Origin of the sequence: Curtobacterium pusillum (genome assembly GCF_007680845.1) — a bacterium.
In the GTDB taxonomy this organism is placed as follows: domain Bacteria; phylum Actinomycetota; class Actinomycetes; order Actinomycetales; family Microbacteriaceae; genus Curtobacterium; species Curtobacterium pusillum_B.
The window spans coordinates 67,726-89,934 of sequence record NZ_VEIY01000010.1 but is presented as its reverse complement, the minus strand read 5'-3'; the positions used below and the strand labels follow the sequence as shown (position 1 = coordinate 89,934).

At 72.9% G+C, this 22,209-nt stretch carries 23 protein-coding genes; 10 read left to right on the top strand and 13 right to left on the bottom strand.

Annotated elements, in window-relative coordinates; all coding sequences use genetic code 11:
- Window positions 1-9 precede the first annotated feature (9 nt).
- Complete coding sequence (locus tag FS825_RS17315) at window positions 10-855, bottom strand: helix-turn-helix transcriptional regulator (RefSeq protein ID WP_144715474.1); 846 nt, start codon at window positions 853-855, stop codon at window positions 10-12.
- A 101-nt stretch (window positions 856-956) separates the two neighbouring features.
- On the opposite strand from FS825_RS17315, the gene FS825_RS17310 reads away from it, so the two are divergent.
- On the top strand, window positions 957-1,640 hold the full coding sequence (locus FS825_RS17310) for an SDR family NAD(P)-dependent oxidoreductase (RefSeq protein WP_144715472.1): 684 nt from the start codon (window positions 957-959) through the stop codon (window positions 1,638-1,640).
- 73 nt (window positions 1,641-1,713) lie between these two features.
- Window positions 1,714-2,361, top strand: coding sequence for a pyroglutamyl-peptidase I (gene pcp / locus FS825_RS17305; protein ID WP_144715470.1), 648 nt, complete (start codon window positions 1,714-1,716; stop codon window positions 2,359-2,361).
- A 27-nt stretch (window positions 2,362-2,388) separates the two neighbouring features.
- On the opposite strand, the gene poxB is transcribed toward pcp, so the two are convergent.
- Entirely contained in the window at window positions 2,389-4,113 is a 1,725-nt protein-coding gene (gene poxB / locus FS825_RS17300; RefSeq protein WP_144715468.1) for a ubiquinone-dependent pyruvate dehydrogenase, read from the bottom strand.
- 111 nt (window positions 4,114-4,224) lie between these two features.
- On the opposite strand from poxB, the gene FS825_RS17295 reads away from it, so the two are divergent.
- The gene (locus FS825_RS17295) at window positions 4,225-4,977 is read left to right on the top strand and encodes a phosphatase PAP2 family protein (protein ID WP_144715466.1); all 753 of its coding nucleotides are present in this window, start codon (window positions 4,225-4,227) and stop codon (window positions 4,975-4,977) included.
- On the opposite strand, the gene FS825_RS17290 is transcribed toward FS825_RS17295, so the two are convergent.
- On the bottom strand, window positions 4,886-6,217 hold the full coding sequence (locus FS825_RS17290; protein WP_144715464.1) for a multidrug effflux MFS transporter: 1,332 nt from the start codon (window positions 6,215-6,217) through the stop codon (window positions 4,886-4,888). The two genes, FS825_RS17295 and FS825_RS17290, sit on opposite strands and share 92 nt — an antisense overlap.
- 46 nt (window positions 6,218-6,263) lie before the next feature.
- Between FS825_RS17290 and FS825_RS17285 the strand changes: the two genes are divergently transcribed.
- The gene (locus FS825_RS17285; protein WP_144715462.1) at window positions 6,264-6,722 is read left to right on the top strand and encodes a MarR family winged helix-turn-helix transcriptional regulator; all 459 of its coding nucleotides are present in this window, start codon (window positions 6,264-6,266) and stop codon (window positions 6,720-6,722) included.
- A gap of 63 nt (window positions 6,723-6,785) precedes the next feature.
- Here the strand turns inward: FS825_RS17285 and soxR are convergent, their stop codons facing one another.
- On the bottom strand, window positions 6,786-7,274 hold the full coding sequence (gene soxR, locus FS825_RS17280; RefSeq protein ID WP_144715460.1) for a redox-sensitive transcriptional activator SoxR: 489 nt from the start codon (window positions 7,272-7,274) through the stop codon (window positions 6,786-6,788).
- Between the two features lie 69 nt (window positions 7,275-7,343).
- Entirely contained in the window at window positions 7,344-8,372 is a 1,029-nt protein-coding gene (locus FS825_RS17275; RefSeq protein WP_144715458.1) for an aldo/keto reductase, read from the bottom strand.
- A 187-nt stretch (window positions 8,373-8,559) separates the two neighbouring features.
- On the opposite strand from FS825_RS17275, the gene FS825_RS17270 reads away from it, so the two are divergent.
- On the top strand, window positions 8,560-9,804 hold the full coding sequence (locus FS825_RS17270; protein WP_144715456.1) for an MFS transporter: 1,245 nt from the start codon (window positions 8,560-8,562) through the stop codon (window positions 9,802-9,804).
- 19 nt (window positions 9,805-9,823) lie between these two features.
- On the opposite strand, the gene mnhG is transcribed toward FS825_RS17270, so the two are convergent.
- The 7 genes from mnhG to FS825_RS17235 all read right to left on the bottom strand — a co-directional run bounded on the left by mnhG (window position 9,824) and on the right by FS825_RS17235 (window position 17,132).
- The gene (mnhG, locus tag FS825_RS17265) at window positions 9,824-10,177 is read right to left on the bottom strand and encodes a monovalent cation/H(+) antiporter subunit G (RefSeq protein ID WP_144715454.1); all 354 of its coding nucleotides are present in this window, start codon (window positions 10,175-10,177) and stop codon (window positions 9,824-9,826) included.
- Window positions 10,174-10,512 (bottom strand): MrpF/PhaF family protein, encoded by a 339-nt coding sequence (locus FS825_RS17260; protein WP_144715452.1) that lies wholly within the window; start codon window positions 10,510-10,512, stop codon window positions 10,174-10,176. The genes mnhG and FS825_RS17260 overlap by 4 nt, the downstream gene beginning before the upstream one ends.
- Window positions 10,509-11,096 (bottom strand): Na+/H+ antiporter subunit E, encoded by a 588-nt coding sequence (locus FS825_RS17255; protein ID WP_144715450.1) that lies wholly within the window; start codon window positions 11,094-11,096, stop codon window positions 10,509-10,511. Before FS825_RS17255 ends, FS825_RS17260 begins: the two co-directional genes overlap by 4 nt.
- Window positions 11,093-12,793 carry a Na+/H+ antiporter subunit D gene (locus FS825_RS17250; RefSeq protein ID WP_144715448.1) on the bottom strand — a complete coding sequence of 567 codons (1,701 nt, stop codon included), beginning with the start codon at window positions 12,791-12,793 and terminating at the stop codon, window positions 11,093-11,095. Before FS825_RS17250 ends, FS825_RS17255 begins: the two co-directional genes overlap by 4 nt.
- Window positions 12,790-13,200 carry a Na(+)/H(+) antiporter subunit C gene (locus tag FS825_RS17245; RefSeq protein ID WP_144715446.1) on the bottom strand — a complete coding sequence of 137 codons (411 nt, stop codon included), beginning with the start codon at window positions 13,198-13,200 and terminating at the stop codon, window positions 12,790-12,792. The genes FS825_RS17250 and FS825_RS17245 overlap by 4 nt, the downstream gene beginning before the upstream one ends.
- A complete protein-coding gene (locus FS825_RS17240) occupies window positions 13,197-16,079 on the bottom strand; it encodes a Na+/H+ antiporter subunit A (RefSeq protein ID WP_144715444.1) in 2,883 nt (960 codons plus the stop codon). Before FS825_RS17240 ends, FS825_RS17245 begins: the two co-directional genes overlap by 4 nt.
- Before the next feature lie 108 nt (window positions 16,080-16,187).
- The gene (locus tag FS825_RS17235; RefSeq protein WP_144715442.1) at window positions 16,188-17,132 is read right to left on the bottom strand and encodes a quinone oxidoreductase family protein; all 945 of its coding nucleotides are present in this window, start codon (window positions 17,130-17,132) and stop codon (window positions 16,188-16,190) included.
- A 71-nt stretch (window positions 17,133-17,203) separates the two neighbouring features.
- Between FS825_RS17235 and FS825_RS17230 the strand changes: the two genes are divergently transcribed.
- Entirely contained in the window at window positions 17,204-17,620 is a 417-nt protein-coding gene (locus FS825_RS17230) for a MarR family winged helix-turn-helix transcriptional regulator (protein ID WP_222126961.1), read from the top strand.
- A 133-nt stretch (window positions 17,621-17,753) separates the two neighbouring features.
- On the opposite strand, the gene FS825_RS17225 is transcribed toward FS825_RS17230, so the two are convergent.
- Window positions 17,754-18,509, bottom strand: coding sequence for an SDR family NAD(P)-dependent oxidoreductase (locus FS825_RS17225; RefSeq protein ID WP_144715440.1), 756 nt, complete (start codon window positions 18,507-18,509; stop codon window positions 17,754-17,756).
- A 62-nt stretch (window positions 18,510-18,571) separates the two neighbouring features.
- Here FS825_RS17225 and FS825_RS17220 point away from each other — a divergent pair, with 62 nt between their 5' ends.
- Genes FS825_RS17220 through rlmC form a run of 4 tightly spaced genes read left to right on the top strand, consistent with a single transcriptional unit; the run spans window position 18,572 to window position 22,067 of the window.
- Window positions 18,572-19,294: an SDR family oxidoreductase gene (locus FS825_RS17220; RefSeq protein ID WP_144715438.1), complete on the top strand. Its 723-nt coding sequence runs from the start codon at window positions 18,572-18,574 to the stop codon at window positions 19,292-19,294.
- Window positions 19,291-19,968, top strand: coding sequence for a FadR/GntR family transcriptional regulator (locus FS825_RS17215; protein WP_144715437.1), 678 nt, complete (start codon window positions 19,291-19,293; stop codon window positions 19,966-19,968). Before FS825_RS17220 ends, FS825_RS17215 begins: the two co-directional genes overlap by 4 nt.
- A 49-nt stretch (window positions 19,969-20,017) precedes the next feature.
- Complete coding sequence (locus FS825_RS17210; protein WP_144715435.1) at window positions 20,018-20,902, top strand: SMP-30/gluconolactonase/LRE family protein; 885 nt, start codon at window positions 20,018-20,020, stop codon at window positions 20,900-20,902.
- Window positions 20,903-20,909: 7 nt separating this feature from the next.
- Window positions 20,910-22,067 carry a 23S rRNA (uracil(747)-C(5))-methyltransferase RlmC gene (gene rlmC / locus FS825_RS17205; RefSeq protein ID WP_144715433.1) on the top strand — a complete coding sequence of 386 codons (1,158 nt, stop codon included), beginning with the start codon at window positions 20,910-20,912 and terminating at the stop codon, window positions 22,065-22,067.
- The last annotated feature ends 142 nt before the right edge of the window (window positions 22,068-22,209 follow it).

The window sequence follows — 22,209 nt, the reverse complement described above, 5'->3', positions numbered from 1 at the left end:
TGACGGGGGTCAGCTGACGAGCGACTGGGTCCCGAGGACGATCGCGAGCGCCAGCCGCTCGGCATCCTCGGACCCCGGCTCCGCGGTGTACGCCAGCACCGTCAGGTCGTCCGTGGCGATCTGCAGCGTGTCGCAGTCGAGCGCGATCCGGCCGACGGCGGGGTGGTCGACGAGCTTGCGCCGCCCCGGGTCCCGCGGCACGACGCCGTCGCCCGACTCCCACAGTTCGACGAACCGCGGACTGGCGGCCCGGAGGTCCCGCACGAGCTGCCGGAGCCCGCGGTCGAGCGGGTAGCGGGCGACGGTGAGTCGGAGCGCCGCGACGATGGTCGTCTCGAACGCCCGCTGCTCGTCATCGGTGTGCACCGCCCGACTGCCGGGACCGACCAGGTGCCGCCACGCGGTGTTCCGCTCGTGCCCCCGGAGCGCTCCGACCGGTCCCATGAGCGCGTCGTACGGGGCGTTCGCGGTGAGGATCGTCCCAGCGGCGTCGAGCACCGCGACCGGGGTGTCCGCCAGCCGGTCGAGGAGCCGTTGCACGCTCGGCGGGATCCGCGACGGCACGACGTCCGGGCCCGGGACGACGTGCCCTGCGAGCCGGAAGAGCAGCGCGCGCTCGCTGTCGGCGACCCGGAGTGAGCGCGCCAGCGCTTCGACGACCTGGGCGGACGGCGAGGTCGCCCGCCCCTGTTCGAGCCGCGTCAGGTAGTCGGCGGAGATGCCGGCGAGGGCGGCGAGCTCCTCCCGGCGGAGTCCGCTGGCGCGGCGGCGGCTCCCCGCGACGACCCCGACGGTGTCCGGCGCGACGTGGTCGCGGAGGCGCCGGAGCGTGCTGCCGAACTCGGTGTGTTCCACCGTTCCAGTCTGCGGCTCGGGCGGTGCGGTGTCCTGGGTCCGTCAGTCCTACGACAGCCGGACGACTGCCCGTCCGAGCCGGTCCGATCGAGGCTTGCCGCATGACAACGACACTCATCACCGGGGCCACACGGGGCCTCGGCAAGGAAACCGCCCGCCAGCTCGTCGCCGCCGGGCACACCGTCTGGATCGGCGCGCGGGACCTCGACACCGGCCGGTCCGTCGCCGCGGAGGTCGGCGCCCGAGCCGTCCAGCTCGACGTCACGGACGACGAGTCGGTCACCGCGGCGTTCGCGCAGCTCGACGCCGCGGGCGGCATCGACGTCCTGGTGAACAACGCCGGCATCGGGAAGGTCGCGCTGAACGGACCGGAGGCGCTCGAGGTCTTCGACACGAACGCGGTCAGCGTGGTGCGCACCACCGAGGCCGCGCTGCCCCTGCTCCGTCGGTCTTCCGCCCCGATCGTGGTGAACATCTCGAGTGCACTCGGCTCGTTCGCCGCGAACCACGACCAGGAGAAGCCGGCCTCGCAGTACCAGGCGATCGTCTACGGAGCGAGCAAGGCGGCCGTCTCGATGCTGACGGTGCAGTACGCCCGCGCCGTGCCGGAGGTGCACTTCGTCGCCGTCGAACCCGGCTACACCGCCACGGAGTTCGGCGGGGTGCCGAACCCGCACGGTCGTCCGGTGGAGGTCAGCGCCGCGACCGTCGCGGCCGCCGCGTCGGCCGGTGCGGACGGGCCGACCGGCGTCTTCCTGGAGGACGGCCAGCCGCTCGGATGGTGACCATACGACGAACGGGAGGCGCGGTGCGGGCCCGCACCGCGCCTCCCGTCCGTCGTCTCCGTACGATGGAACCGTGGCTGCCGCGACCGAACCGACCGTCCTGCTGACCGCCTTCGAGCCCTTCGGCGGTGACGCGGTGAACCCGTCGTGGCTCGCCGCCCGGCGGCTCGTCGAGACGTGGGACGGACCGGCGACGCTGGTCGTCGAGCAGCTCCCGGTCGTGTTCGCCGAGGAACGGTCGCGGCTCGCGGCGGTGATCGCGAAGCACCGCCCGTCCGTCGTCGTCGCGACGGGTCTCGCTGCCGGACGCTCCGCGGTCACCCCGGAGCGCGTCGCGATCAACGTGATGGACGCCCGGATCCCGGACAACTCCGGAGCGCAGCCGGTGGACGAACCGATCGACCCGAACGGCGCCCCGGCCGCCTTCACCGGGCTGCCGATCAAGCGCATCGTGCGCGACGTCCGGGCGGCGGGCGTCCCCGCGGCCGTCTCGAACACCGCCGGGACGTTCACGTGCAACCAGGTGTTCTACGAGCTCATGTCCTTCGCGGGCCGTGAGGGGTTCCGTGCCGGGTTCGTGCACGTCCCCGCGACGCCGGACATCGCGGGTGACGGGCCGTCGCTCGAACTGGAGCAGATCGTCACCGCGCTCGACGCCGTGGTGCGGGCGTCCCTCGACCCCGCGCCGGACATCCTCGAGCAGGGCGGCGCCGAGTCCTGAGCCCGCCGACCCCGCGCCGCCCCGCCGTCAGATGAACTGGCGGAAGTTGGTCGACGCGAGGTCGAGCAGCTCGTCGCCACGACCGGACAGGACCGTGCGGATCGCGTAGAGCGTGAAGCCCTTCGCCTGCTCGGCGGTCACGGCGGGCGGCATCGACAGCTCCTGGCGGTTCGCCTGCACCGAGACGAGCGCGGGCCCGTCGTGCGCGAGAGCCGCGGCGAGGGCGTCCTCGAGCTGGTCGGACCGGTCCACCCGGAAGCCGGCGATGCCGATCGCCTCGGCGACCGCGGCGAAGTCCGGGTTCTGCAGCTCGGTGCCGTAGTTGACGAAGCCCGCGGCCTTCATCTCGAGCTCGACGAAGTTCAGCGACGAGTTGTCGAACACGACGATCTTCACCGGGAGCTTGTTCTGCACGATGGTGATGAGCTCGCCGAGCAGCATCGTCAACCCACCGTCGCCGGCCATCGCGATGACCTGCCGGTCCGGGAACGCCGCCTGCGCACCGATCGCCTGCGGCACCGCGTTCGCCATCGTCCCGTGCACGAACGACCCGATCAGCCGCCGGTCCCCGTTCATCGTGAGGTAGCGGGAGGCCCAGACCACGGGGGAGCCGACGTCCGGGATGAACACGGCGTCCTGGTCGGCGAGCCGGTCGAGCACGCGGGTGACGTACTGCGGGTGGAGCGGCTTGCGCCCGCCGGCGGGAACGGCGAGGTCGTCGAGCTTCGCCCGGGTCTTGGCGTAGTGCTTCCGGGCGTCCTCGAGGTGCTTCGTCGGGTGCGATCCGGTCAGGAGCGGGATGAGCGCGAGGGCGGTGTCCTTGACCGTGCCGACGAGTCCGATGTCCACGGGGTGTCGCCGGCCGAGCTGCGAGCCGCGGACGTCGACCTGCACGTGCTTCGCCTTCGCGGGGAAGAACTGCTGGTACGGGAAGTCGGTGCCGAGCATGAGGACCACGTCGGCGTCCTCCATCGCCCGGTAGCCGGACGCGAAGCCGAGGAGCCCGGTCATGCCGACGTCGTACGGGTTGTCCCACTCGATGTGCTCCTTGCCGCGGAGGGCGTGCACGATCGGGGCCTGCAGCCGCTCGGCGAGCGCGACGACCTCGTCGTGGGCCCCGGCGACGCCGGCTCCCGCGAGGATCGTGACCCTGTCGGCGCCGTTGAGGAGCTCGGCGGTCCGCTGCAGCTCGGCCTCGGACGGGATGATCCGCGGCGCCGTGCGCTCGATGCGGGTGACACGGGGGGCGACTGCATCGGCGAGCAGCACGTCGCCGGGGATGACGAGCACCGCGACCCCGCGCTTCTCGATCGCCTCGCGCATCGCGATCTCGAGCAGGCGCGGCATCTGGCTCGGGTCGGCCACGTACTCGACGTAGACCGAGCACTCGCGGAAGAGCTCCTGCGGGTGGGTCTCCTGGAAGTAGCCGGAGCCGATCTCGGCGGTGGGGATGTGCGCGGCGATGGCGAGGACGGGCACGCGGGAGCGGTTGGCGTCGTAGAGACCGTTGATGAGGTGCAGGTTGCCGGGCCCGCAGCTGCCGGCGCAGACGGCGAGTTCCCCGGTCAGCTCGGCCTCGGCGGAGGCGGCGAACGCGGCGGCCTCCTCGTGGCGGACGTGCTCCCAACGGATCGTCCCGTCCTTCCGGAGCGCGTCGGTGAACCCGTTGAGGGAGTCACCCGGCAGGCCGTAAACCCGCTGGACGTGGTTCTCGCGGAGGGCAGCGACGATGTTCTCGGCAACGGTTGTCATGCATCCACTTCTAGTCCTGACGCCCGGTCCCTGCCGTTCGCTGAACGTCCTCTGATCGACGGCGGTGGAACTCCGGGGCAGCGGGGCGCGGGCACCTGCGACGATGGTCGGATGTCCGACGCAGCGCTCCGCCCCCGCCGACGGTCCTCCGGCGTCGACGGGATCCTCGACCGGAGCCCGTACCCGCTCGCCTCGGTGGCGATCGCGGTGGCCGCCGTGATCGTCCTCACGATCGTCGGGTTCACGCTCGGCACCGTCGACCTCGGGCTGTCGAAGGCGCTCAACCAGCTGCACACCGGTGCGCTCGGGGCGTTCACCACCGCGGTCTACCACGTCATCAGCCCCGGACCGGCGATCGGCATCACCGTCGTGGTCGTCGCCGTGATCTGGTGGCGGGCACGAGACCTCCGACCGGCGTTGGCGTTCGGCGGCACGATCGCGATCACCTGGGTGCCCTCGGCCGTGGTGAAGGAGATCGTGCACCGCGCCCGCCCCGACGTCAGCGTGCTGCCGCACCCGTTCCCGGTGCAGCCGGACCCGGGGTACCCGAGCGGGCACACCGTCTACATCACGGCGTTCGTGATCGCGCTCGTCTGGCTCCTCCGGGACACCCGGTGGCACCGGCTCGTGCTGACGCTCGGGGTCGTGGCGATCGTCGTCGTGTTCTTCGCCGTGTCGATCGACGCCGTGCACTACCCGACCGACGCGGCGGCCTCGATCCTGTGGTCGCTCGCCGTGGCACCGGGCGTCCGGGTGGTGTGGGTCGACTGGCTCATGCCGAAGGTCCCGTTCCTGCGGCCTCGCGAGCAGCAGCCCCGCGACCGGTCCCGCGACCTGCCCCGCGACCTGCCCCGCCCCCGGTAGCCGTCCGCCCACGCGCCAGGACGAGCGCGACCACCGCGACCACCGCGGCCGCGAGCATGACGACCGCGAGCGGCACCGCCGTCCCCTCGCCACCGATGCTCACGAGCGGTGACACGAGCGCGGCGAGCCCGAACTGCAGCGCACCGAGCACGGCCGAGGCACTGCCCGCCGCGGCCGGCACCGCACCGAGCGCCATCGCCGTCGCGTTCCCGAGCACCAGGCCGAGGGATCCCACGGCGGTGAACAGCGGCACGGCGAGCCAGAACACCGGCGCCCCCGTCGCCACGAGCAGCGCGAAGGCCACTGTCGAGGCGAGCACGAGGACGATCCCCGCCGTGAGCACACCGGTCACCGACCGGGTCACGGTGAGCTTCGCGGACAGGATGCTCACGCCCATCAGCGCCAGGGCGTTCAGCCCGAAGGCCAGGCCGTAGCCGACGGTGCCGAGGCCGAGCATGCCCTGGTACAGGAACGGCGACGCCGAGATGTACGCCATCATCACCGCGAACGCGAAGCCGAACACGGCGGTGTACCCGACGAAGGTCCGGGAGCGGAGCGCACGCAGCGGCGAGCCGGTCGTCCCGGCTGCCCGGCGTTCGGCGCGCAGGGCGTCGCGGCGTGCGCGGAGGTGGGTCTCGCGGACGACGACGACCACGGCGACGAGCATGAGCACCGACAGCCCGAGGACGATCGCGAGCAGCCCGCGCCAGCCGATCGGTCCGGTCAGCAGTCCGCCGAGCAGCGGGGCGACGACCGGGGCGACCCCGCCGACGATCATCATGAGCGAGAACGCCCGCGCCGCCGCCTTCCCGGTCGCGAGGTCGGAGATCACCGCGCGTCCGATCACCATGCCGGCCGCGCCGCCGAGGCCCTGCAGCAGCCGCGCGACCACCAGCACGCCGACGTTCGGCGCGAGGACGGCCGCTGCGCTCGCGAGCACGCAGAGTGCCGCACCCGCGAGCAGCGGCGGCACGCGGCCGAAGCGGTCCGAGAGCGGTCCGAACACCAGCTGGCCCGCCGTCACCCCGACCAGGAAGGCGGTCAGGGTGAGCTGCACGGTGGTCGCCGAGGCCTGCAGCTCGGTGGTCATCTGCGGGAAGGCCGGCAGGTAGAGGTCGGTCGCGAACGGTGCGACGGCGCTGAGGAGGCCGAGGACGAGCAGCAGCGCGGTGCTGATGCCCTGGTTCGTGGTCGGTGCGGCCGCGGTGTGTGCGCGGATGGTCCCGGTGTCGGTCGTCATGATTATGAAATCATAACTCATTGTTCGACCGCGCTACAGTGCTGCCATGTCCCCGGTGTCCGACGACCTCCTCGCCGAGCTCGCCGACGTGGTGCTCCGCATCTCCCGCGAGATCGACCCGAACGGCGCCGGGACGCTCGACATCGTGCCGCTCACCGGCACCGAGGCGCTCGTCATGCGCTGGGTCGACCGGAACCCGGGCCAGACCCCGAGTGCGGTGGCCGAGGCGACCGCGCTCAAGCGGAGCAACCTCAGCGTCGCCCTGCGGTCCCTCGTGGCGAAGGGGATGGTCGAACGTCGGCCGGATCCGGAGGACGCCAGGACCGTGCACCTCCACCCGACCGAGCTCGCCGAGCAGAGCATCGAACGGCTCCACGCGCACTGGGCCGGGATGCTGCGGCAGGCGCTCGGGAACGGGGCCGGCCGCATCGCCGACACCGACGTCACGACGACGTTCGCCACGCTGACGCGCGTCGACGACGCCCTGCGCGACGCGACGCGCTGACCGTCACGCGACCGGTCATCGGACGGGAGGCGCGGGTCGGGGCCGCACCGCGCCTCCAGGCCGTCAGCTGGTCGGGTCGGGCGCCTCGTCCGCGATCGGGAGCAACCGTCGGGCCCCGTGCCCCTCGGCGCCCAACTGGTCGCCCGGGTTCATCACCAGGCACGCGTTCAGCGAGACGCAGCCGCAGCCGATGCACTGCGTCATCTCCTCCTGCAGGCGCTCGAGCTCCAGCTGCCGCGCACGGAGCCGCGCGCGCCACCGCTCGTTCAGCCGGTTCCAGTCCCGCAGCGACGGCATCCGGTCGGTCGGCAGGGTCTCGAACTGCTCCGCGACCTCGCTGAGGGGGATGCCGAGCCGCTTGGCGACCTGGATGATGGCGATCCGCCGCTCGACGTGCCGTGGGTACAGCCGCGTGCCGCCCGCGGTCCGTTCGGGGTGGATCAGGCCCTTGCGCTCGTAGAAGTGCAGGGCGGACGCCGCCACGCCGGTCCGCGCGACGACCTCGCCGATCGTGAGGAGGTCGGTCGGGCTCGGGCGGCTGATCTCGACCATGGTCGAGATCCTACGGCCGCGGTCAGACGGCGGCGACGATCCTGCTCGTGTCGGGGCGCTGCTCGTCCGTCAGTGCGCGAGCACCCGGCCGCGCAGCCGCTCCGGCGTGAGGCCGGGCAGTGCTACCCCGGTGTCCCGCTCGAGCACGTGCGTCCCCGGCGGCACGATCGCGTCGATCGCGTCGAGCACCTCGTCGTCGAGCGCGACCTCGGCCGCCTGCGCGTACGCGTCCACGTGCGAGAGGGTCCGCGGGCCGACCACCACCGAGGACACGTCCGGGTGCGTCAGGGCGAAGCCGACCGCCAGCTCGAGGAGCGTCAGCCCGGCGTCGTCGGCGAGCCGGCCGAGCCGGTCGGCGACCTCGAGCTTCCGACGGTTCGCGGGCGCACCGATGTCGTACGCGTGCGGCTGCTCCACGACCCGCGGCGACCGGGGTTGGACGGTGCCGTCGCGGTACGCGCCCGCGAGCCAACCGCCCGCGAGCGGCGCCGCCGCGAGGACGCCGAGGCCGAACCGGCGAGCGACCGGGAAGGTGCTCCGCTCGGCCGTCCTGGTGAGGATCGAGTACGGCGCGTGCGTCGCCGTCGCGCTCTTGCCGCCCGAACGCAGCCACTGCGCCTCGACGATCTCCTCGGACGGGAAGCCCGGGATCCCGAACGCACGGATCTTCCCCTGCGTGACGAGGTCGGCCAGGGCGTCGAGCGTCTCGTCGAGGGACGTCGCCGGGTCCGGGTGCGCGGGCTGGTACAGGTCGATGACGTCCGTGCCGAGCCGCTCCAGGCTCCGCTCGACGGCGCGGAACATCCACCGCCGGCCGTTGCCGTGGTGCGCCGGGTCCCGGTCGACCGGGTCGCCGAACCGCACCGCGACGAACACGTCGTCCCGCCGGTCCCCGAGCGCCGCCCCGAGGACGCTCTCGGCGAGCCCGGCGCCGTCGGCGTCGGAGACGTCCACCGCGGTGACACCGCGTCCGAGCGCCTCGTGGACGAGCCGCACGGCATCGTCGGCGTCCCGCTCCGCCACGGCCGTGAGTGCCCGGGTCCCGAGGGTCAGCGCGCTGACGGGAGCACCCGTCCGCCCCATGCGTCGCTGTTCCATGCGCGCCACGATATGGCGGCCGTCCGGGCCACGGGGCCGGGTGACGAACCGTTACCCCTGGTAGCCTGCTGGCGCACCATCCACACGCAGTGTGTATCTACCGGCCGCCGGCTCCCCGGCGGACAACGGCGGCACCCGATGGGTCCGCCCCCCAGCTCCCGGGCGGGCCGAGAAGGCACACCCCCAAATGCTCCACACCAGCTCCACCGCACCGAAGCCCGCGACGACCGACGACCGGTCCCTGGTCGCACACGCCGGGCGGTGGTACTTCCCGGTGGCGTTCGTCGCCCGGCTCCCGTTCGCGATGATGGTCGTCGGCGTGCTCACGCTCGTCGTCGCCGCCCGCGACTCCGTCGCGCTCGGCGGCGTGAACTCCGCGTCGGTCGGCATCGGCGCCGCCGTCTTCGGGCCGATGGTCGGCGCGGCGGCGGACCGGTTCGGCCAGCGGCGGGTGCTCGTGCCGGTCGGCCTCGTCAACGCGGCGCTCCTCGGTGTGTTCCCGCTCGTGGTCACCGGAAGCGCTCCGGACTCCGCCGTGCTGGCCCTCGCGTTCTGCATCGGGGCGTCGGCACCCCAGGTGGCCCCGATGTCCCGGACGCGGCTCGTCGCGATCATCGGGCAGCGGATGGCGCCTCGACGACGCGACAAGGTCCTCAGCGGCACCATGGCCTACGAGTCCGCCGCGGACGAGACGGTGTTCATCATCGGCCCGTTCCTGGTCGGACTCCTCGCGACCGCGATCGCCCCGTGGGTCGCGGTCGCCGGCGCCTCGGCCCTCACGTTCGTGTTCGTCACGGCGTTCGCCCTGCACCCCACCGGCAAGCTCGTGCTCGGCCGGCACGAGGAGCTCGTGCAGGCGCCCGCCCGGGAACTCCTCCGGCCCCGGCTCGTCGTCGTGGTCGTCGGGATCCTCGGCGTCGGGCTCTTCTTCGGGTCCACGCTCACCGCGCTCACCGCGTTCATGGAGTCGCACGGCGAGCCCGCGCAGGCCGGGTTGCTGTACGGGCTGATGGGGATCGGGTCTGCCGGACTCGCGCTCGGGTCGGCGGTCTTCCCGCGCGGGTTCACGCTGGGGTGGCGGTGGCTGGTGTTCGGCGTCGTGCTGCTCGGCGGCGCCGTCGCGTTCTCGCAGGTGCAGTCGGTCCTCGCCGCGGGCGTCGTCCTCGCCGTGCTGGGCATCGGGATCGGGCCGACCCTGGTCGCGCAGTACAGTCTCGGCTCGGAGCGGTCGCCCGTCGGGCGTTCGGCGACCACCATGACGATCCTCGGTTCCGCGGTGATCGTCGGGCAGTCGATCGCGTCGGCGATCGCCGGTGACGTGGCCGAGCAGCACGGGGTGGGTGCCGCGATGCTGCTGCCCGCCGTGTCGGCCGCGGTCGTCGTGCTCGCCGCCGTGGCGAACCTGGCGCTGGGTCGGCGCGCGGCGCGCTGACCGGGGTCGGCGCTCGGGCCTACTCGGTGTCGTCGACGAGCAGGTCCTCGTGGCGGTGGTCGTCCGAGCGGAGGCCCGCGCGGGCGATCATGTGCGTCGACACCGGCACCAGGAACAGCTGGAACACCATGATCGGCAGCACCACCCACAGCGCCGTCCACGTCCACACCGCGACGACGATCGCGGCGAGGGCGAACGCCAGACCGAGCACCTGCGGCTTCGCCATGGCGTGCAGGCGGACGAGCGGGTCGGGGAACCGGACGATCCCCACCCCGGCGCCGAGCGACAGCACCGACCCGACGAGCAGCAGGCCGAGGGCGATCCACGCGCGGACCCCGGCGCCGTCGACGAACCCCTGGATGACGTCGGTCATCGTCGTTCCTCCTCGGCGTGCTCGGGCGTGGTCGCGGTGAGGCCCTCGTCCGACGGGTCCGAGGACGGCGTGACGGCCCGGGCGACGGCGATCGTGGCGAAGACGCTCGTCGCGGCGATCACCACGAGGACGGGCACCGCGGTGAGGTCCTGCCGGACCACCATGGCTGCCGCGATCACCACGAGCGCGGTCGTGAGGACCATGTCCGACCCGATCATCCGGTCGAGGATCGTCGGACCGCGCACGATCCGGAACACGGCGAGGGCGAGGGTGGCGCCGAGGAGCGCCAGCACGAGGGCGATCCCGACGCCCATCACGACGACTGCGGCACTCATCGGCTGACCTCCGGCAGGGGTTCGGACAGTTCGGAGACGTCCTGCTTCGACCCGAGTGCGCGGATGACCAGCGTCTCGATCCCCAGGGCTTCGCGTCGGGCGGCCTCGACCTGCTCGACCCGTTCGGTGTCGAGCACGTGCAGGAGCAGGCGCCGACGGCGGAGGTCGACGTCCGCCACGTACGACCCCGGCACGAGCGAGATCGCGAGCGTCGCCAGGGTGAAGGTCATCTCGGACGTCGAGTGCAGCTGCACGAGCGTGATCGAGCTGCGCCGCACCCCTCGTGGCCGCAGCGCGACCCAGGCCACCCGGAACGACGCCAGCACCACGAGCCCGGACCAGACGACCAGGAACCAGGCGGAGTGCGGGATCGAGAAGCGTGCCGAGAGCGGGACCGGCGGGAGCGGCAGCGCCTGCGTGACGAGGAGCGCGACGACGATCCCGCAGAGCAGGGTCAGCGGCGTCCACGACCCCCAGAGCAGCGCCCAGAGGACGGTGAGCCCGGCGACGAGCGGGACGTCGTAGCGCCAGGCGACGGCGATCCGGCGGGCGTTCGTGAACCGCCGCGTGCTGTCGGCGCTCACCGGGTGCCTCCGAGGACGGCCTGGACGTAGCGGTCGGGGGACTCGAGCGACTCGGCCGCGCGGGTCGCGTAGCCGTAGAGCGGCCCGGCGACGACGGTCAGGGCGACGGACCCGAGGACCGCGACCGTCGTCACGCCGATGAGCATGCGCGGCAGCCCGACGCGCGAGGGTGCCGCACCGGCACCGTCCTGCGCGGCCGTCGGCGCAGTGGTCGGTCGGGAGGGGCGGCTGACGTGCGGTGCGTCGGTGACCGTCACCGAGCCGGCCGGGTGGTACGCCTCGCCGCTCGCCTCCGACACGGTCAGCGGGGCCGGCTCCGGCGCCCGCAGGTGCGCGTGCGGCTCGGCGACGCTCACGTGCGGAGCGGCCGCCTCCGCGGTGGGCTTCGGACGCCAGAAGGCCGCGTCCCACACGCGCATCAGCGCGTAGAGCGTGAGGAGGCTCGTCACGACCCCTGCGCCGATCGTCACGTACGCCAGCGGGGAGCCGTCGATGGCGGCGGCGCGGAACAGCCCGAGCTTCCCGATGAACCCGGAGAACGGGGGGATGCCGCCGAGGTTGAACGCGGGGATCAGGTAGAGGGCCGCCAGGAGCGGAGCGGCCTTGAGCAAGCCGCCGAGCGACCGCGTCGAGGTGGTCCCGCCCACCCGTTCCATCAGGCCCGAGACCAGGAACAGCGTGGTCTGCACGACGATGTGGTGCACCGTGTAGAACACGGCGGCGGCGGTGCCGGCGACCGACCCGAGGCCGACGCCCATGACCATGAACCCGATGTGGCTGATGAGCGTGAAGGACAGCAGCCGTTTCACGTCGGTCTGCGACACCGCGCCGAGCACCCCCACGACCATCGTCAGGATCGCCACGACGAGGAGCACCGTGTTGAGCTGCGGCCGGGGGAAGATGATCGTCTCGAGCCGGATGATCGCGTAGATGCCGACCTTCGTCAGCAGGCCCGCGAAGACCGCGGTGACCGGGGCCGGTGCCGTCGGGTAGGAGTCCGGCAGCCAGAACGCCAGCGGGAACACGGCCGCCTTGATGCCGAAGCCGATGAGCAGCATGGTGTGGAGGAGCAGTTGCACGTGCTCCGGCAGACCCGCCATCCGCTCGCTGATCTGCGCGATGTTCACCGTGCCGGTCGCGCCGTAGACGAGCCCGATCGCGGCGAGGAAGATCGCCGACGCGATGAGGCTGGTCACGATGTACGTCGTGCCGGCCCGGACGCGCTGCTCGCTGCCGCCGAGCGTGATGAGCACGTAGCTCGCCACGAGGAGCATCTCGAACGCCACGTAGAGGTTGAACAGGTCACCCGCGATGAACGAGTCGAGCACGCCCGCCGCCAGCACGAGGTAGGTCGGGTAGAAGATCGTCACCGGGGCTTCGCCGTCGTCGGCCGCGAGCCCCTGTCCGATCGAGAACAGCAGGACGACGAGGAGCACGCTCGCGCTCACCGTGAGCAGCAGGGCGCTCAAGCGGTCCACCACGAGGGAGATGCCGTACGGGGCGTCCCATCCGCCGACCTGCACCACGATCGCGCCGTGCTGGTCCACGAGCACCATGAGGGTCGCGGCGACGGCCAGGGCGACGACGAGCACCACGACGGTGATCGCCCGCTGGAGCTTCTGGTGGTTGAGGAGTCCGAGCGCGACGGCGGCACCGAGCAGCGGGACGAGGACGAGGAGCGGGACGAGCCAGGTCATCGGGTCGCCTCCTGTTCGGCGTCGGTGGTGGTCTCCGGGTCCTCGTCGGCGGCCTCGTCGCGTTCGCGGCCGATCGCGACGTCCGCCTCGTCCACCTCGACCTCGTCGGCTCGGGACAGCTTCCAGGAGCGGTGGATGAGGGCGAGCAGGAACGCGCTGACCGCGAAGGTGATCACGATGGCGGTGAGGGCGAACGCCTGCGGCAGCGGGTCGGCGATGCCCTTCGACGTCGTGCCGATCGGCGGGTCGCCCGCGGCACCCGACATCGTCAGGAGCAGCAGGTTGAGGGCGTTGCCGAGCAGCAGGAACCCGAGCAGCATCCGGGTCAGGGAGCGTTCGAGCAGCAGGTACACCCCGCAGGAGAACAGCACCGCCATCGCGATGACGAGCACGAGGGTGACGGTCACGTGGCGCTCCCTTCCGGGGTCGGGGCCGGTGTCGAGGTCGAGCTGGTGGCGTCCTCGAGGCGCTGCCGGTCGACCTCGGCGCCGAGGCTGCGGAGGACGTCGAGCACGAGCCCGACGACCACGAGGTACACCCCGATGTCGAAGAACGTCGCGGTGACGAACTCGACGTGGCCGAGCACCGGGACGGTCGCCTCGAAGAACTCCGAGTACAGGGCCTCCTTGCCGAAGAGCATCGGCACCAGCGCCGTGATCGCCGCGGTCGCGACGCCGAGTCCGAGCAGCCGACCGGCACGGACCGGTGCGGCGGCGCCGAGCTCGGCCGGGCCGCCGGCCAGGTACCGGGCCGCGAGCGCGATGCCCGCGACGAGCCCGCCGGCGAATCCACCGCCTGCGGCGTTGTGGCCCGCGAACAACAGGTACACGGAGAGCACGATCAGGCCGTGGAAGAGCAGTCGCACGACGACGTCGAGGAGCGCCGAACGGCCGGTCGGGATCGCGGCGCTCGTCGGCAGCCAGGCGCGGGGCTCGCCGTCGGGGCGGTGCTTGTCGCTCGTCACGGTCGACGGGAGGTCGCGGAGCCGGGGGAGCGTGTCCTCCCGCGAGTTCACGAAGATGAGGCTCGCGACGCCCGTCGCGGCGGCCACCACGACGGTGAGCTCGCCGAGGGTGTCCCAGCCGCGCAGGTCGACGAGCGCCACGTTCACCACGTTGAGACCGTGCCCGAACGAGCTGGTCAGGGCGGGCAGGTCCGGCCAGAGGGGCTCAGCGGTGCGGGCCGACGCGGCGACGACCACCACGATCGCGAGGGTCAGCCCGGCGAGCCCGGCGAACAGCGCCCGGACGATGCGGAAGCGCGAGGGGTTCGCCGTGGCGATCCGCGGGGGGAGCCGGCGGAGCACGAGCACGAACGCGATGAGCGTGACGGTCTCCACGACGAGCTGGGTCAGCGCGAGGTCGACGGCACCGTGCAGGACGAAGAGCACCGACATGCCGTATCCGGTGACGCCGACCAGGACGGCGGCGGCGAACCGGGTCTTCGCGGTGAGGACCGCGATCGCGGCGAACGACATGACGACCACGACGGGGATCTGGCCCCACGAGTCGGCGAACCGGACGTGGAAGGCCCACGGCCCGCCGATCACCAGGTTCACGATCGCCCCGGCGACGAACACCGACAGGATCACGGTGAGGTAGTAGGGGAGCGACCCGCGCTGCACGCCGGCGGTGAGCCCGGTCGCGACGCGGTCGAGGCCGCGCATGAGGTGGCGGTAGACGCTCGACGCGCTGGGTGTGCCCGCGAGTCGGTGCTGCAGCGCCTCGACCGGGCGGCGCAGGGCGAACAGGGCGAGGCCGCCGACGAGCGTCACGCCGGAGATCCCGAGCGCCGGCTCGAGACCGTGCCAGAGCGCGAGGTGCGGGACCGGCGCGGAGCCGGACGACGCCGCGGCCGCTGCCGGTTCGAGGCCGTGCGCGACCACGGGGGTGAGGACCCCGAGTGCGAGGCCGGCGAACGCGAGGACCGTCGGGACGACACCGAGCCCGTGCAGGGCGTGCGGCTGGGTGTCGGGGACGCCGGGCTTCCGGGCGAACGCGCCCCAGAGGAACCGGAGCGAGTACGCCACGGTGAGCACCGAGCCGATGGTGACCCCGACGAGGGCGGTCCAGGCCCAACCGGCGTCCGGCCCGTGCAGCGCCTCGATGAAGCCGGTGAGCACGGCTTCCTTCGCGACGAAGCCGATGGTCGGCGGGATGCCCGCCATCGACAGCAGCGCGAGCACGGCGACGACGGTGAGCCACGGCATCTTCCGGCCGAGGCCGCTCAGCCGTGCGAGGTCGCGGGTGCCGGTCACGTGGTCGATCGACCCGACGACCAGGAACAGGGTCGACTTGAAGGCGGCGTGCGCCACGAGCAGGGCCACGCCGCCGAGGGCGATCTCTGGCGTTCCCCACCCCGCGGCGAGCACGAGGAACCCGAGCTGCGCGACCGTGCCGTAGGCGAGCAGGAGCTTGATGTCGGTCTGCCGGAGCGCCCGGTACCCGCCGATGAGCATGCCGAGGACGCCGAGGACCGTGATCGTCTCGCGCCACCCGTCGAGCAGGGCGAACGCGGGAGCGAGCCGGGCGACGAGGTAGATGCCGGCCTTGACCATCGCCGCGGCGTGCAGGTAGGCGCTCACCGGCGTGGGGGCGGCCATCGCGGCAGGCAGCCAGAAGTGGAAGGGGACGATCGCGGACTTCGTCAGCGCCCCGAGCAGGACGAGCACGACGGAGACGGAGGCGACCGTGCCCGACGGCGGATCGGCGATGATGCCGGACAGCGAGGTCGTGCCCGCGGCGACCGAGAGCACCACGAGTCCGGCGAGCATCGCCAGGCCGCCGGCGGTGGTGACGACGAGCGCCTGCATCGCCGCCGCACGACTGGCCCGCTTCATCGAGTCGTGGCCGATGAGCAGGTACGAGAAGACCGTGGTCGCTTCCCACAGGACGAACAGCACGATGACGTCGTCGGCCACCACGAGCCCGTACATCGACCCGGCGAACGCGGTGAGCACGCCGGCGAACCGTCCGAGCCCCGGTTCGTCCTGCTCGAAGTACGACGCGCAGTAGACGAGCACGAGCGCGCCGACCACCGAGACGACGAGGGCGAGCACCCACGACAGGGCGTCCATCCGCAGGGCGATCGCGAGGTCGAGCTGCGGCACCCACTCGGTTCGTTCGGTCACGCCGCCGTGCAGTGCCGTCCCGGTCTGGGCGACGGTGAGCACCGCCGCCGCTGCTGGTGCGAGGGCCGCCACGAAGAAGACGCGGCGGCCGAGGACGGGGGTCAGGGCGGGGACGATCAGGGCGACGACCGCGAACGCGACGAGGACGGTGACCATCGGACACCTCCTCGGGGTCGGGCTGCAGTCCGGCTCACTGGGCCCTCACAGCCTACGGAGCGCGGGATGTGGGGACCCTGAGTGGACGGACAGGAAGCCGATCGAGGATCAGACTCCGAGCACCACTCTGCTCGTGGCCGTGCCGTCGTGTCCGGCCCACGCGGCCTCGACGTCCGCCATCGGCACGGCCGTCGCGTCGATCCGGACGGTCCCGTCGGCGATCGCGGCGACGATGCCGGGCAGTTCCGCGACGAACGCGGCCCGACCGACCGAGCCCTGCCCGCTCCCGACGATCGTGAGGCCGGACGCGCGCAGTGCGGCGGACGGGATCCGCGCCTCCTGACCGGCGGTGGAACCGATCGCGATCCAGTCGAGTCGGCGTCCGCGATCGGGGCGGGCCGTGACGAGCGCGGCCATCACGTCAGCGGCGGGCTGGCCCCACACGTAGTCGATGACGACGTCCGCTCCGGCCGCGGCCGCGCCGACGGAGCTCGGGTCGTCGAGGGGCACGACCACGTCCGCTCCGAGGTCGGTCAACGCCGTGAGCTTCCGGGGGTCGCGACCGCTCGCGACCACGTGGGCGGCGCCGAGGTGCTTCGCGACCTGGACGGCCGCGCGGCCGGACGCGCCGGTCGCGCCGAGGACGAGCACGCGGCTGCCGGGCTGGAACGCGATGCGGCGTCGGAGGGCGACCCAGGACGACATGACGGGGTTGGCGCCGGCGGCGACGGCGATCGGATCGGCGCCGTCCGGGAGCACGACGCTCGCCCGCGGGTCGACCGCGACCCGCTCGGCCATCGAGCCGCGGGTGTCGCTGGCGACCGCGAAGTAGCGGAGGGTCCCGTCCGGGAAGCGTCCGACACCGTCGACACCGGGCACGAGGGGCAGCGCGCCCTCGCTCGTGTAGTGCGACCCGTCGGCCTGGGAACGGACGCGGGGGTGGAGTCCGGCGGCGACGACGTCGACGACGACCTCCTCGTCGGTGGGGGTCGGGTCCTCGAAGGACTGCCAGGTGGGGGCAGTGCCGAAGGTGGTGACGACCGCTGCGTGCATGTGCGCTCCTGAAGGTTCGTGTTGCGAACAAAGTAGTTCGCAGTACGAAGTTCGTCAAGTAGGATCGTGCCGTGCAGGAGACGACGGAGGACGACCGGCTCGTCGATGCCCTCGGGCACGCGGCGTTCCGGACCATGGGCGCGCTCACGGACCTCGCGGCGGACGCCGGGCTGTCCTTGACGCAGCTGCGCGTGCTCGCGATCCTGCGTGACCGGCGGCTGCGGATCGGTGACCTGGCGGAGTACCTCGGGCTCGAGAAGTCGACGATGACCGGGCTCGTCGCGCGGGCCTCCGCGAAGGGGCTGCTCGCGCGGGAGCCGGACCCCGACGACGCCCGCGCCGTCGAGGTGGTGCTGACCGAAGCCGGGCACGAGGTCGCCCGCTCGCTCGAGGCCGCGATGCGCGACGCACTGCTGCCCCTGACGGTGCGGTTGCCGGCGGCTAAGCGGCGCGAGCTCCGTGTGCTGCTGGAGCGCATGCTGCGCTGAGCGGCCTGGAGGCGCGGGTCGCCCCCGCCCCGTCCGCTCGGAACCACGTTCCCGACGTCGAACCGCGTGGTCGCCCTGGTTCGATGTCGTTCCCGTGGTTCGACGCCCGCGCCGCGCGGCCGCGCCGCGCGCGTCAGCGCCCGTGCGCCCGGGCCGGGATCTGCGTCGCCAACTTGCCGCCGGAGACGTCGAGGAGCGTCCCGGTGATGTAGCCCGCGGCGTCGCTCGCGACGAACACGAGCAGGTCCGCGACGTCGTCGGGCGTCTCCCACCGCCGGAGCGACAGCGTGTCGAGGAGCCGGTCCTGCGCCTCGGCCGGCATCGTCGCGAACCCGTTCATCGCCGTCGGCACCATGCCCGGCGCGTACGCGTTGACGGTGATGTCCCACGGCCCGAGCTCCGACGCGAGGACCCGGGTGAAGGCGACGACGGCCGACTTCGACGCCGCGTAGGCAGCGCTGCCGACACTCGGGACGATCGCCGCGAACGACGCCGCGTTGATGATCCGTCCCCGCCCGGCGGCCTGCATCACCGGAGCCACGGCCTGGCTCATGAGGAACGCCCCACCGAGGTTGACGTCCATGCAGCGGCGCCAGGCCTCCCACTCGAGTTCGGCGACCGTGCCCTCGACATTGATGCCGGCGTTGTTCACGAGCACGTCGATCGTGCCGTGCCGCTCGACGACGGTGACCACGGCGGCCCGCACGGAGTCGGGGTCGGCGACGTTGCACACGACCCGGTCGACGTCGTCGGGCGTCGCGTCGTCGAACGCGAGGTCGAGCGCGACGACCCGGCAGCCCTCGGCGTGGAATCGTGCCGCGATCGTCCGGCCGATGCCGCGCGCGGCCCCGGTCACGACGACCACGCGGTCGGTCAGGTCGAGGTGCATCGTCGCTCCCGTCGTCGGGCGGTCGTGGTCCGGCCGCACGTCAATAGGCATACTATTCCGCCATGACCGACGAGCGAGTCCTCTGGATCACCGGCGGCGGGAGCGGCATGGGTGCCGCGTCCGCCCGCGCGGCCGCTGCCGACGGGTGGACGGTCGTGCTGAGTGGCCGCCGCACCGACCGCCTCGAGGAGGTCGCGAGCGCGATCCGCGCCGCCGGCGGGACCGCGGACGTGCAACCGCTCGACGCAGCGGACCCGGATGCGGTGGCGGCTGCCCGGGACGCGGTGCTCGAGCGGCACGGGCGCCTCGACGCCCTCGTGCTCGCCGCAGGGCTGAACGCGCCGGAGCGTCGGTGGGACGACCAGGACCTCGGCACCTTCCGGTCGATCGTGGACACGAACCTGACCGCCGTGGTGACCGTCGTCGACGCCGCGCTCCCGGCGCTCCGGGCGTCCGGCGGCGTCGTGGTGGTCGTCTCCTCGTACGCGGGGTGGTCCTTCCAACCGGGCGCGGGGGTCGCCTACTCGGCGTCGAAGACCGCGCTCGGTTCCGTCGTCCGGACGCTCAACCAGCAGGAGGCCGCGCACGGGGTCCGCGCCACGCACCTCTGCCCCGGCGACGTCGCGACCGACTTCCTCGACCAGCGCCCGACGGTGCCCGATGCCGAGGCGCGCGCGGTCATGCTCCAGCCGGCGGACGTCGCCCGCACCGTGTCCTTCGTGCTCGAGGCGCCGTCGCACGTGCGGATCGACGAGCTCGTGGTGTCGCCGGTGTCGCAGCGGTGATCTTCGACCGGGTGCTCGACGAGCTCGGCGCCGCGATCGTCGACCGCACCCTGCCGCCGGGACACACCGAGAGCATCGACGGGTTCGTGGCCCGCACCGGGGCGAGCCGGAGCATCGTGCGCGAGGCTGTCCGCGTCCTCGTCGGGCTCGGCCTCCTCAGCGCCGGCCGTCGGGTCGGCCTCCGGGTGCTGCCCGAGGCCTCGTGGGACGTGCTCGACCCGCGGGTGATCGGTTGGCGCACGGCGGGACCGGACCGCGAGGTCGCGCTCGCGGAGCTGCGCGCGCTCCGCCGTGCGGTCGAACCGGCCGCGGCAGCGGCCGCAGCGGCCCGCGTGGCCGACGCACCGCGTGCGCCGGACGGTCCCTCCGTCGCCGGACTGGAGGCGCTCCTCGCCGTCGCCGACCGTCTCGCCACCGCCACCGGTCCGGACGACGCCGCCACGTTCCTCCAGAGCGACCGTGACCTGCACCGACTCGTCCTGGAGCTGTCCGGGAACGCGATGTACCGGCGGCTGCACCGCGTGGTGGCGCGCGCACTCGACGAGCGGGCCGGCATCGGCCCGGACGCGCACGACGTGGGACTGCACGTGGCACTCGTCCGTGCGGTCGCCAATGGCCAGCCCGACGCAGCCGCCGACGCGATGCGGGAGATCATCACGCGGACCGCCGACTGAGGCGGCGTCGGTCCTACGCTGGGCACGACGCCCGTTCGAAGGAGAACACATGTCGTTCACCGACCTCGTCCCCGACCCCGACGCGCTCGAGCAGATCGCCGCCGGCAGCACCTGGGCGGAGGGCCCGTGCTGGATCCCCGCGACGCGGACGCTCCGGTGGTCTGACATCCCCGGTGACCGCATCCTGCAGTGGCACGCGGACACGGGCGCCGTCGACACCTACGCCGACGGCGTGGAGTTCACGAACGGCCGCACCCTCGACCGGGACGGCAGCGTGGTGCAGTGCTCGCACGGACTCCGCCGGGTGGAGCGGGACCGGGACGGCGTGGTCTCGCCGGTCGTCGACGCGTTCGACGGCGTCCGGTTCAACTCGCCGAACGACGTCGTGGTCGCGCGCGACGGCAGCGTGTGGTTCACGGACCCGGCGTACGGGATCACCCAGCCGCGCGAGGGGCACCCCGGCGAGCGGGAGTACGGCGACCACTGGGTCTTCCGGTGCGGACCCGACGGTGAGGGGCTCCGTCCGGTGGCCGTGGACCTCGACGAACCGAACGGCCTGGCGTTCGACCCGACCGAGGCGGTCCTGTACATCGCGAGCTCGTCGGGCGAGGAGCCCGTGATCCGCGCGTACGACCGGGTCGACGGCCCACTCGGGGACCGACTGAAGAACGGCCGGGTGTTCGCCCGGCTCGAACCCGGCGAGGGCGCCCCGGACGGGATCCGCGTGGACGTGCACGGCAACGTCTGGTCCTCGTCGCACCGCGGCGTCGTCGTGTTCGACCCCGCCGGCGTGCGACTCGGCGAGATCGCCGTGCCGGAGACGGTCGCGAACCTGTGCTTCGGCGGCGACGACGGCACGACGCTCTTCTTGGCGGCCACGACGTCCGTGTACCGGATCGCGACGACGACGACGGACGCCGCTGCCGTATCCTGACCGGGCCATGCAGTGCGACTACTTCGACCGCGGGGTGTGTCGCTCGTGCACGCTCATGGGGCAGCCGTACGCCGATCAGGTCCTCGACAAGGAACTCCGGACGCGCGAGCTGCTGCACGGCGCGACGGAGGCTGCGTTCGACGCGACGGGGACCCCGGTCGAGTGGCTCCCGGCGATCACCAGCCCCGAGTCGGCGTACCGGAACAAGGCGAAGATGGTCGTCGGCGGCACCGTGCAGCGCCCCACCGTCGGGATCCTGGACCACCGGCAGCGCGGCGTCGACCTGCGGCACTGCGGCATCTGCACGCCGGGGATCCAGCGGGCGCTGCCGATCCTCGCGGACTTCATCGCCGCCGTCGGGCTCATCCCGTACGACGTCGCCGCCCGTCGGGGTGAGCTGAAGTTCGTGCTCGTCACGGAGTCGCCGGACGGGGAGCTCATGGTGCGGTTCGTCCTCCGGTCCGAGGGGCAGCTCCCGCTCCTCCGACGGTCCCTCGGCGCGCTGCGGTCGGTGCTCCCCGGGGCGGTCGTCGTCACCGCGAACCTGTTGCCCGAGCACAAGGCGCTGACCGAGGGTGACCGCGAGGTGGTGCTCACCGAGCAGGAGACCCTGTCGATGCGGCTCGGCGACGTCACGATGCACCTCCGGCCGCAGAGCTTCTTCCAGACCAACACGCACGTCGCGACCCAGCTGTACGCGCAGGCCGCTGCGTGGATCGACGAGGTGTCCCCGGCGTCGATGTGGGACCTGTACTGCGGCGTCGGCGGGTTCGCCCTGCACGCGGCGCGACCCGGCCGCGCGGTGACGGGGATCGAGACCAGTCGCGAGGCGATCCGGTCCGCGAAGCAGTCCGCACGTGACGCCGGCCTCGACGGTGTGCGGTTCGCCGCGGACGACGCGACCGAGCACGCGCTGCGGTCCCGCCCGGAACTGCTGCCGGAGCTCGTCGTGGTGAACCCGCCGCGGCGGGGGATCGGCGAGACGCTGTCCACCTGGCTCGAGGAGTCCGACGTCCAGCACGTCGTCTACTCGAGCTGCAACCCGGTGACCCTCGCGAAGGACCTCGAGCGCATGCCGTCGCTCCGCCTCCGGCGCGCCCGCGTGCTCGACATGTTCCCGCAGACGGGGCACCTCGAAGCCGTCACCCTCCTGTCGCGGGGCTGACGGCGGTCGTCCGGGAGGCGCACCCCGCCGCCGCCTCGCACCCCCGGACCGCCATTGCCAGGGGATTGCCAAGGAGGCGCCTGCGGGTTCGCCCCGATCGCCATGCTGCCGGGCATCGATGCGTACAGGTTCGAGCGTCCAG

Bases quoted from the DNA above. Each gene is read 5' to 3' on its own strand.
- poxB (WP_144715468.1), bottom strand. From the start codon at position 4,113: ATGACAACCGTTGCCGAGAACATCGTCGCTGCCCTCCGCGAGAACCAC.
- rlmC (WP_144715433.1), top strand. From the start codon at position 20,910: ATGCAGTGCGACTACTTCGACCGCGGGGTGTGTCGCTCGTGCACGCTC.
- FS825_RS17295 (WP_144715466.1), top strand. From the start codon at position 4,225: ATGTCCGACGCAGCGCTCCGCCCCCGCCGACGGTCCTCCGGCGTCGAC.
- FS825_RS17275 (WP_144715458.1), bottom strand. From the start codon at position 8,372: ATGGAACAGCGACGCATGGGGCGGACGGGTGCTCCCGTCAGCGCGCTG.
- mnhG (WP_144715454.1), bottom strand. From the start codon at position 10,177: ATGACCGACGTCATCCAGGGGTTCGTCGACGGCGCCGGGGTCCGCGCG.
- FS825_RS17240 (WP_144715444.1), bottom strand. From the start codon at position 16,079: ATGGTCACCGTCCTCGTCGCGTTCGCGGTCGTCGCCCTGATCGTCCCC.
- FS825_RS17270 (WP_144715456.1), top strand. From the start codon at position 8,560: ATGCTCCACACCAGCTCCACCGCACCGAAGCCCGCGACGACCGACGAC.
- FS825_RS17290 (WP_144715464.1), bottom strand. From the start codon at position 6,217: ATGACGACCGACACCGGGACCATCCGCGCACACACCGCGGCCGCACCG.
- FS825_RS17260 (WP_144715452.1), bottom strand. From the start codon at position 10,512: ATGAGTGCCGCAGTCGTCGTGATGGGCGTCGGGATCGCCCTCGTGCTG.
- FS825_RS17220 (WP_144715438.1), top strand. From the start codon at position 18,572: ATGACCGACGAGCGAGTCCTCTGGATCACCGGCGGCGGGAGCGGCATG.
- FS825_RS17225 (WP_144715440.1), bottom strand. From the start codon at position 18,509: ATGCACCTCGACCTGACCGACCGCGTGGTCGTCGTGACCGGGGCCGCG.
- FS825_RS17235 (WP_144715442.1), bottom strand. From the start codon at position 17,132: ATGCACGCAGCGGTCGTCACCACCTTCGGCACTGCCCCCACCTGGCAG.
- soxR (WP_144715460.1), bottom strand. From the start codon at position 7,274: ATGGTCGAGATCAGCCGCCCGAGCCCGACCGACCTCCTCACGATCGGC.
- FS825_RS17310 (WP_144715472.1), top strand. From the start codon at position 957: ATGACAACGACACTCATCACCGGGGCCACACGGGGCCTCGGCAAGGAA.
- FS825_RS17210 (WP_144715435.1), top strand. From the start codon at position 20,018: ATGTCGTTCACCGACCTCGTCCCCGACCCCGACGCGCTCGAGCAGATC.
- FS825_RS17285 (WP_144715462.1), top strand. From the start codon at position 6,264: ATGTCCCCGGTGTCCGACGACCTCCTCGCCGAGCTCGCCGACGTGGTG.
- FS825_RS17250 (WP_144715448.1), bottom strand. From the start codon at position 12,793: ATGACCTGGCTCGTCCCGCTCCTCGTCCTCGTCCCGCTGCTCGGTGCC.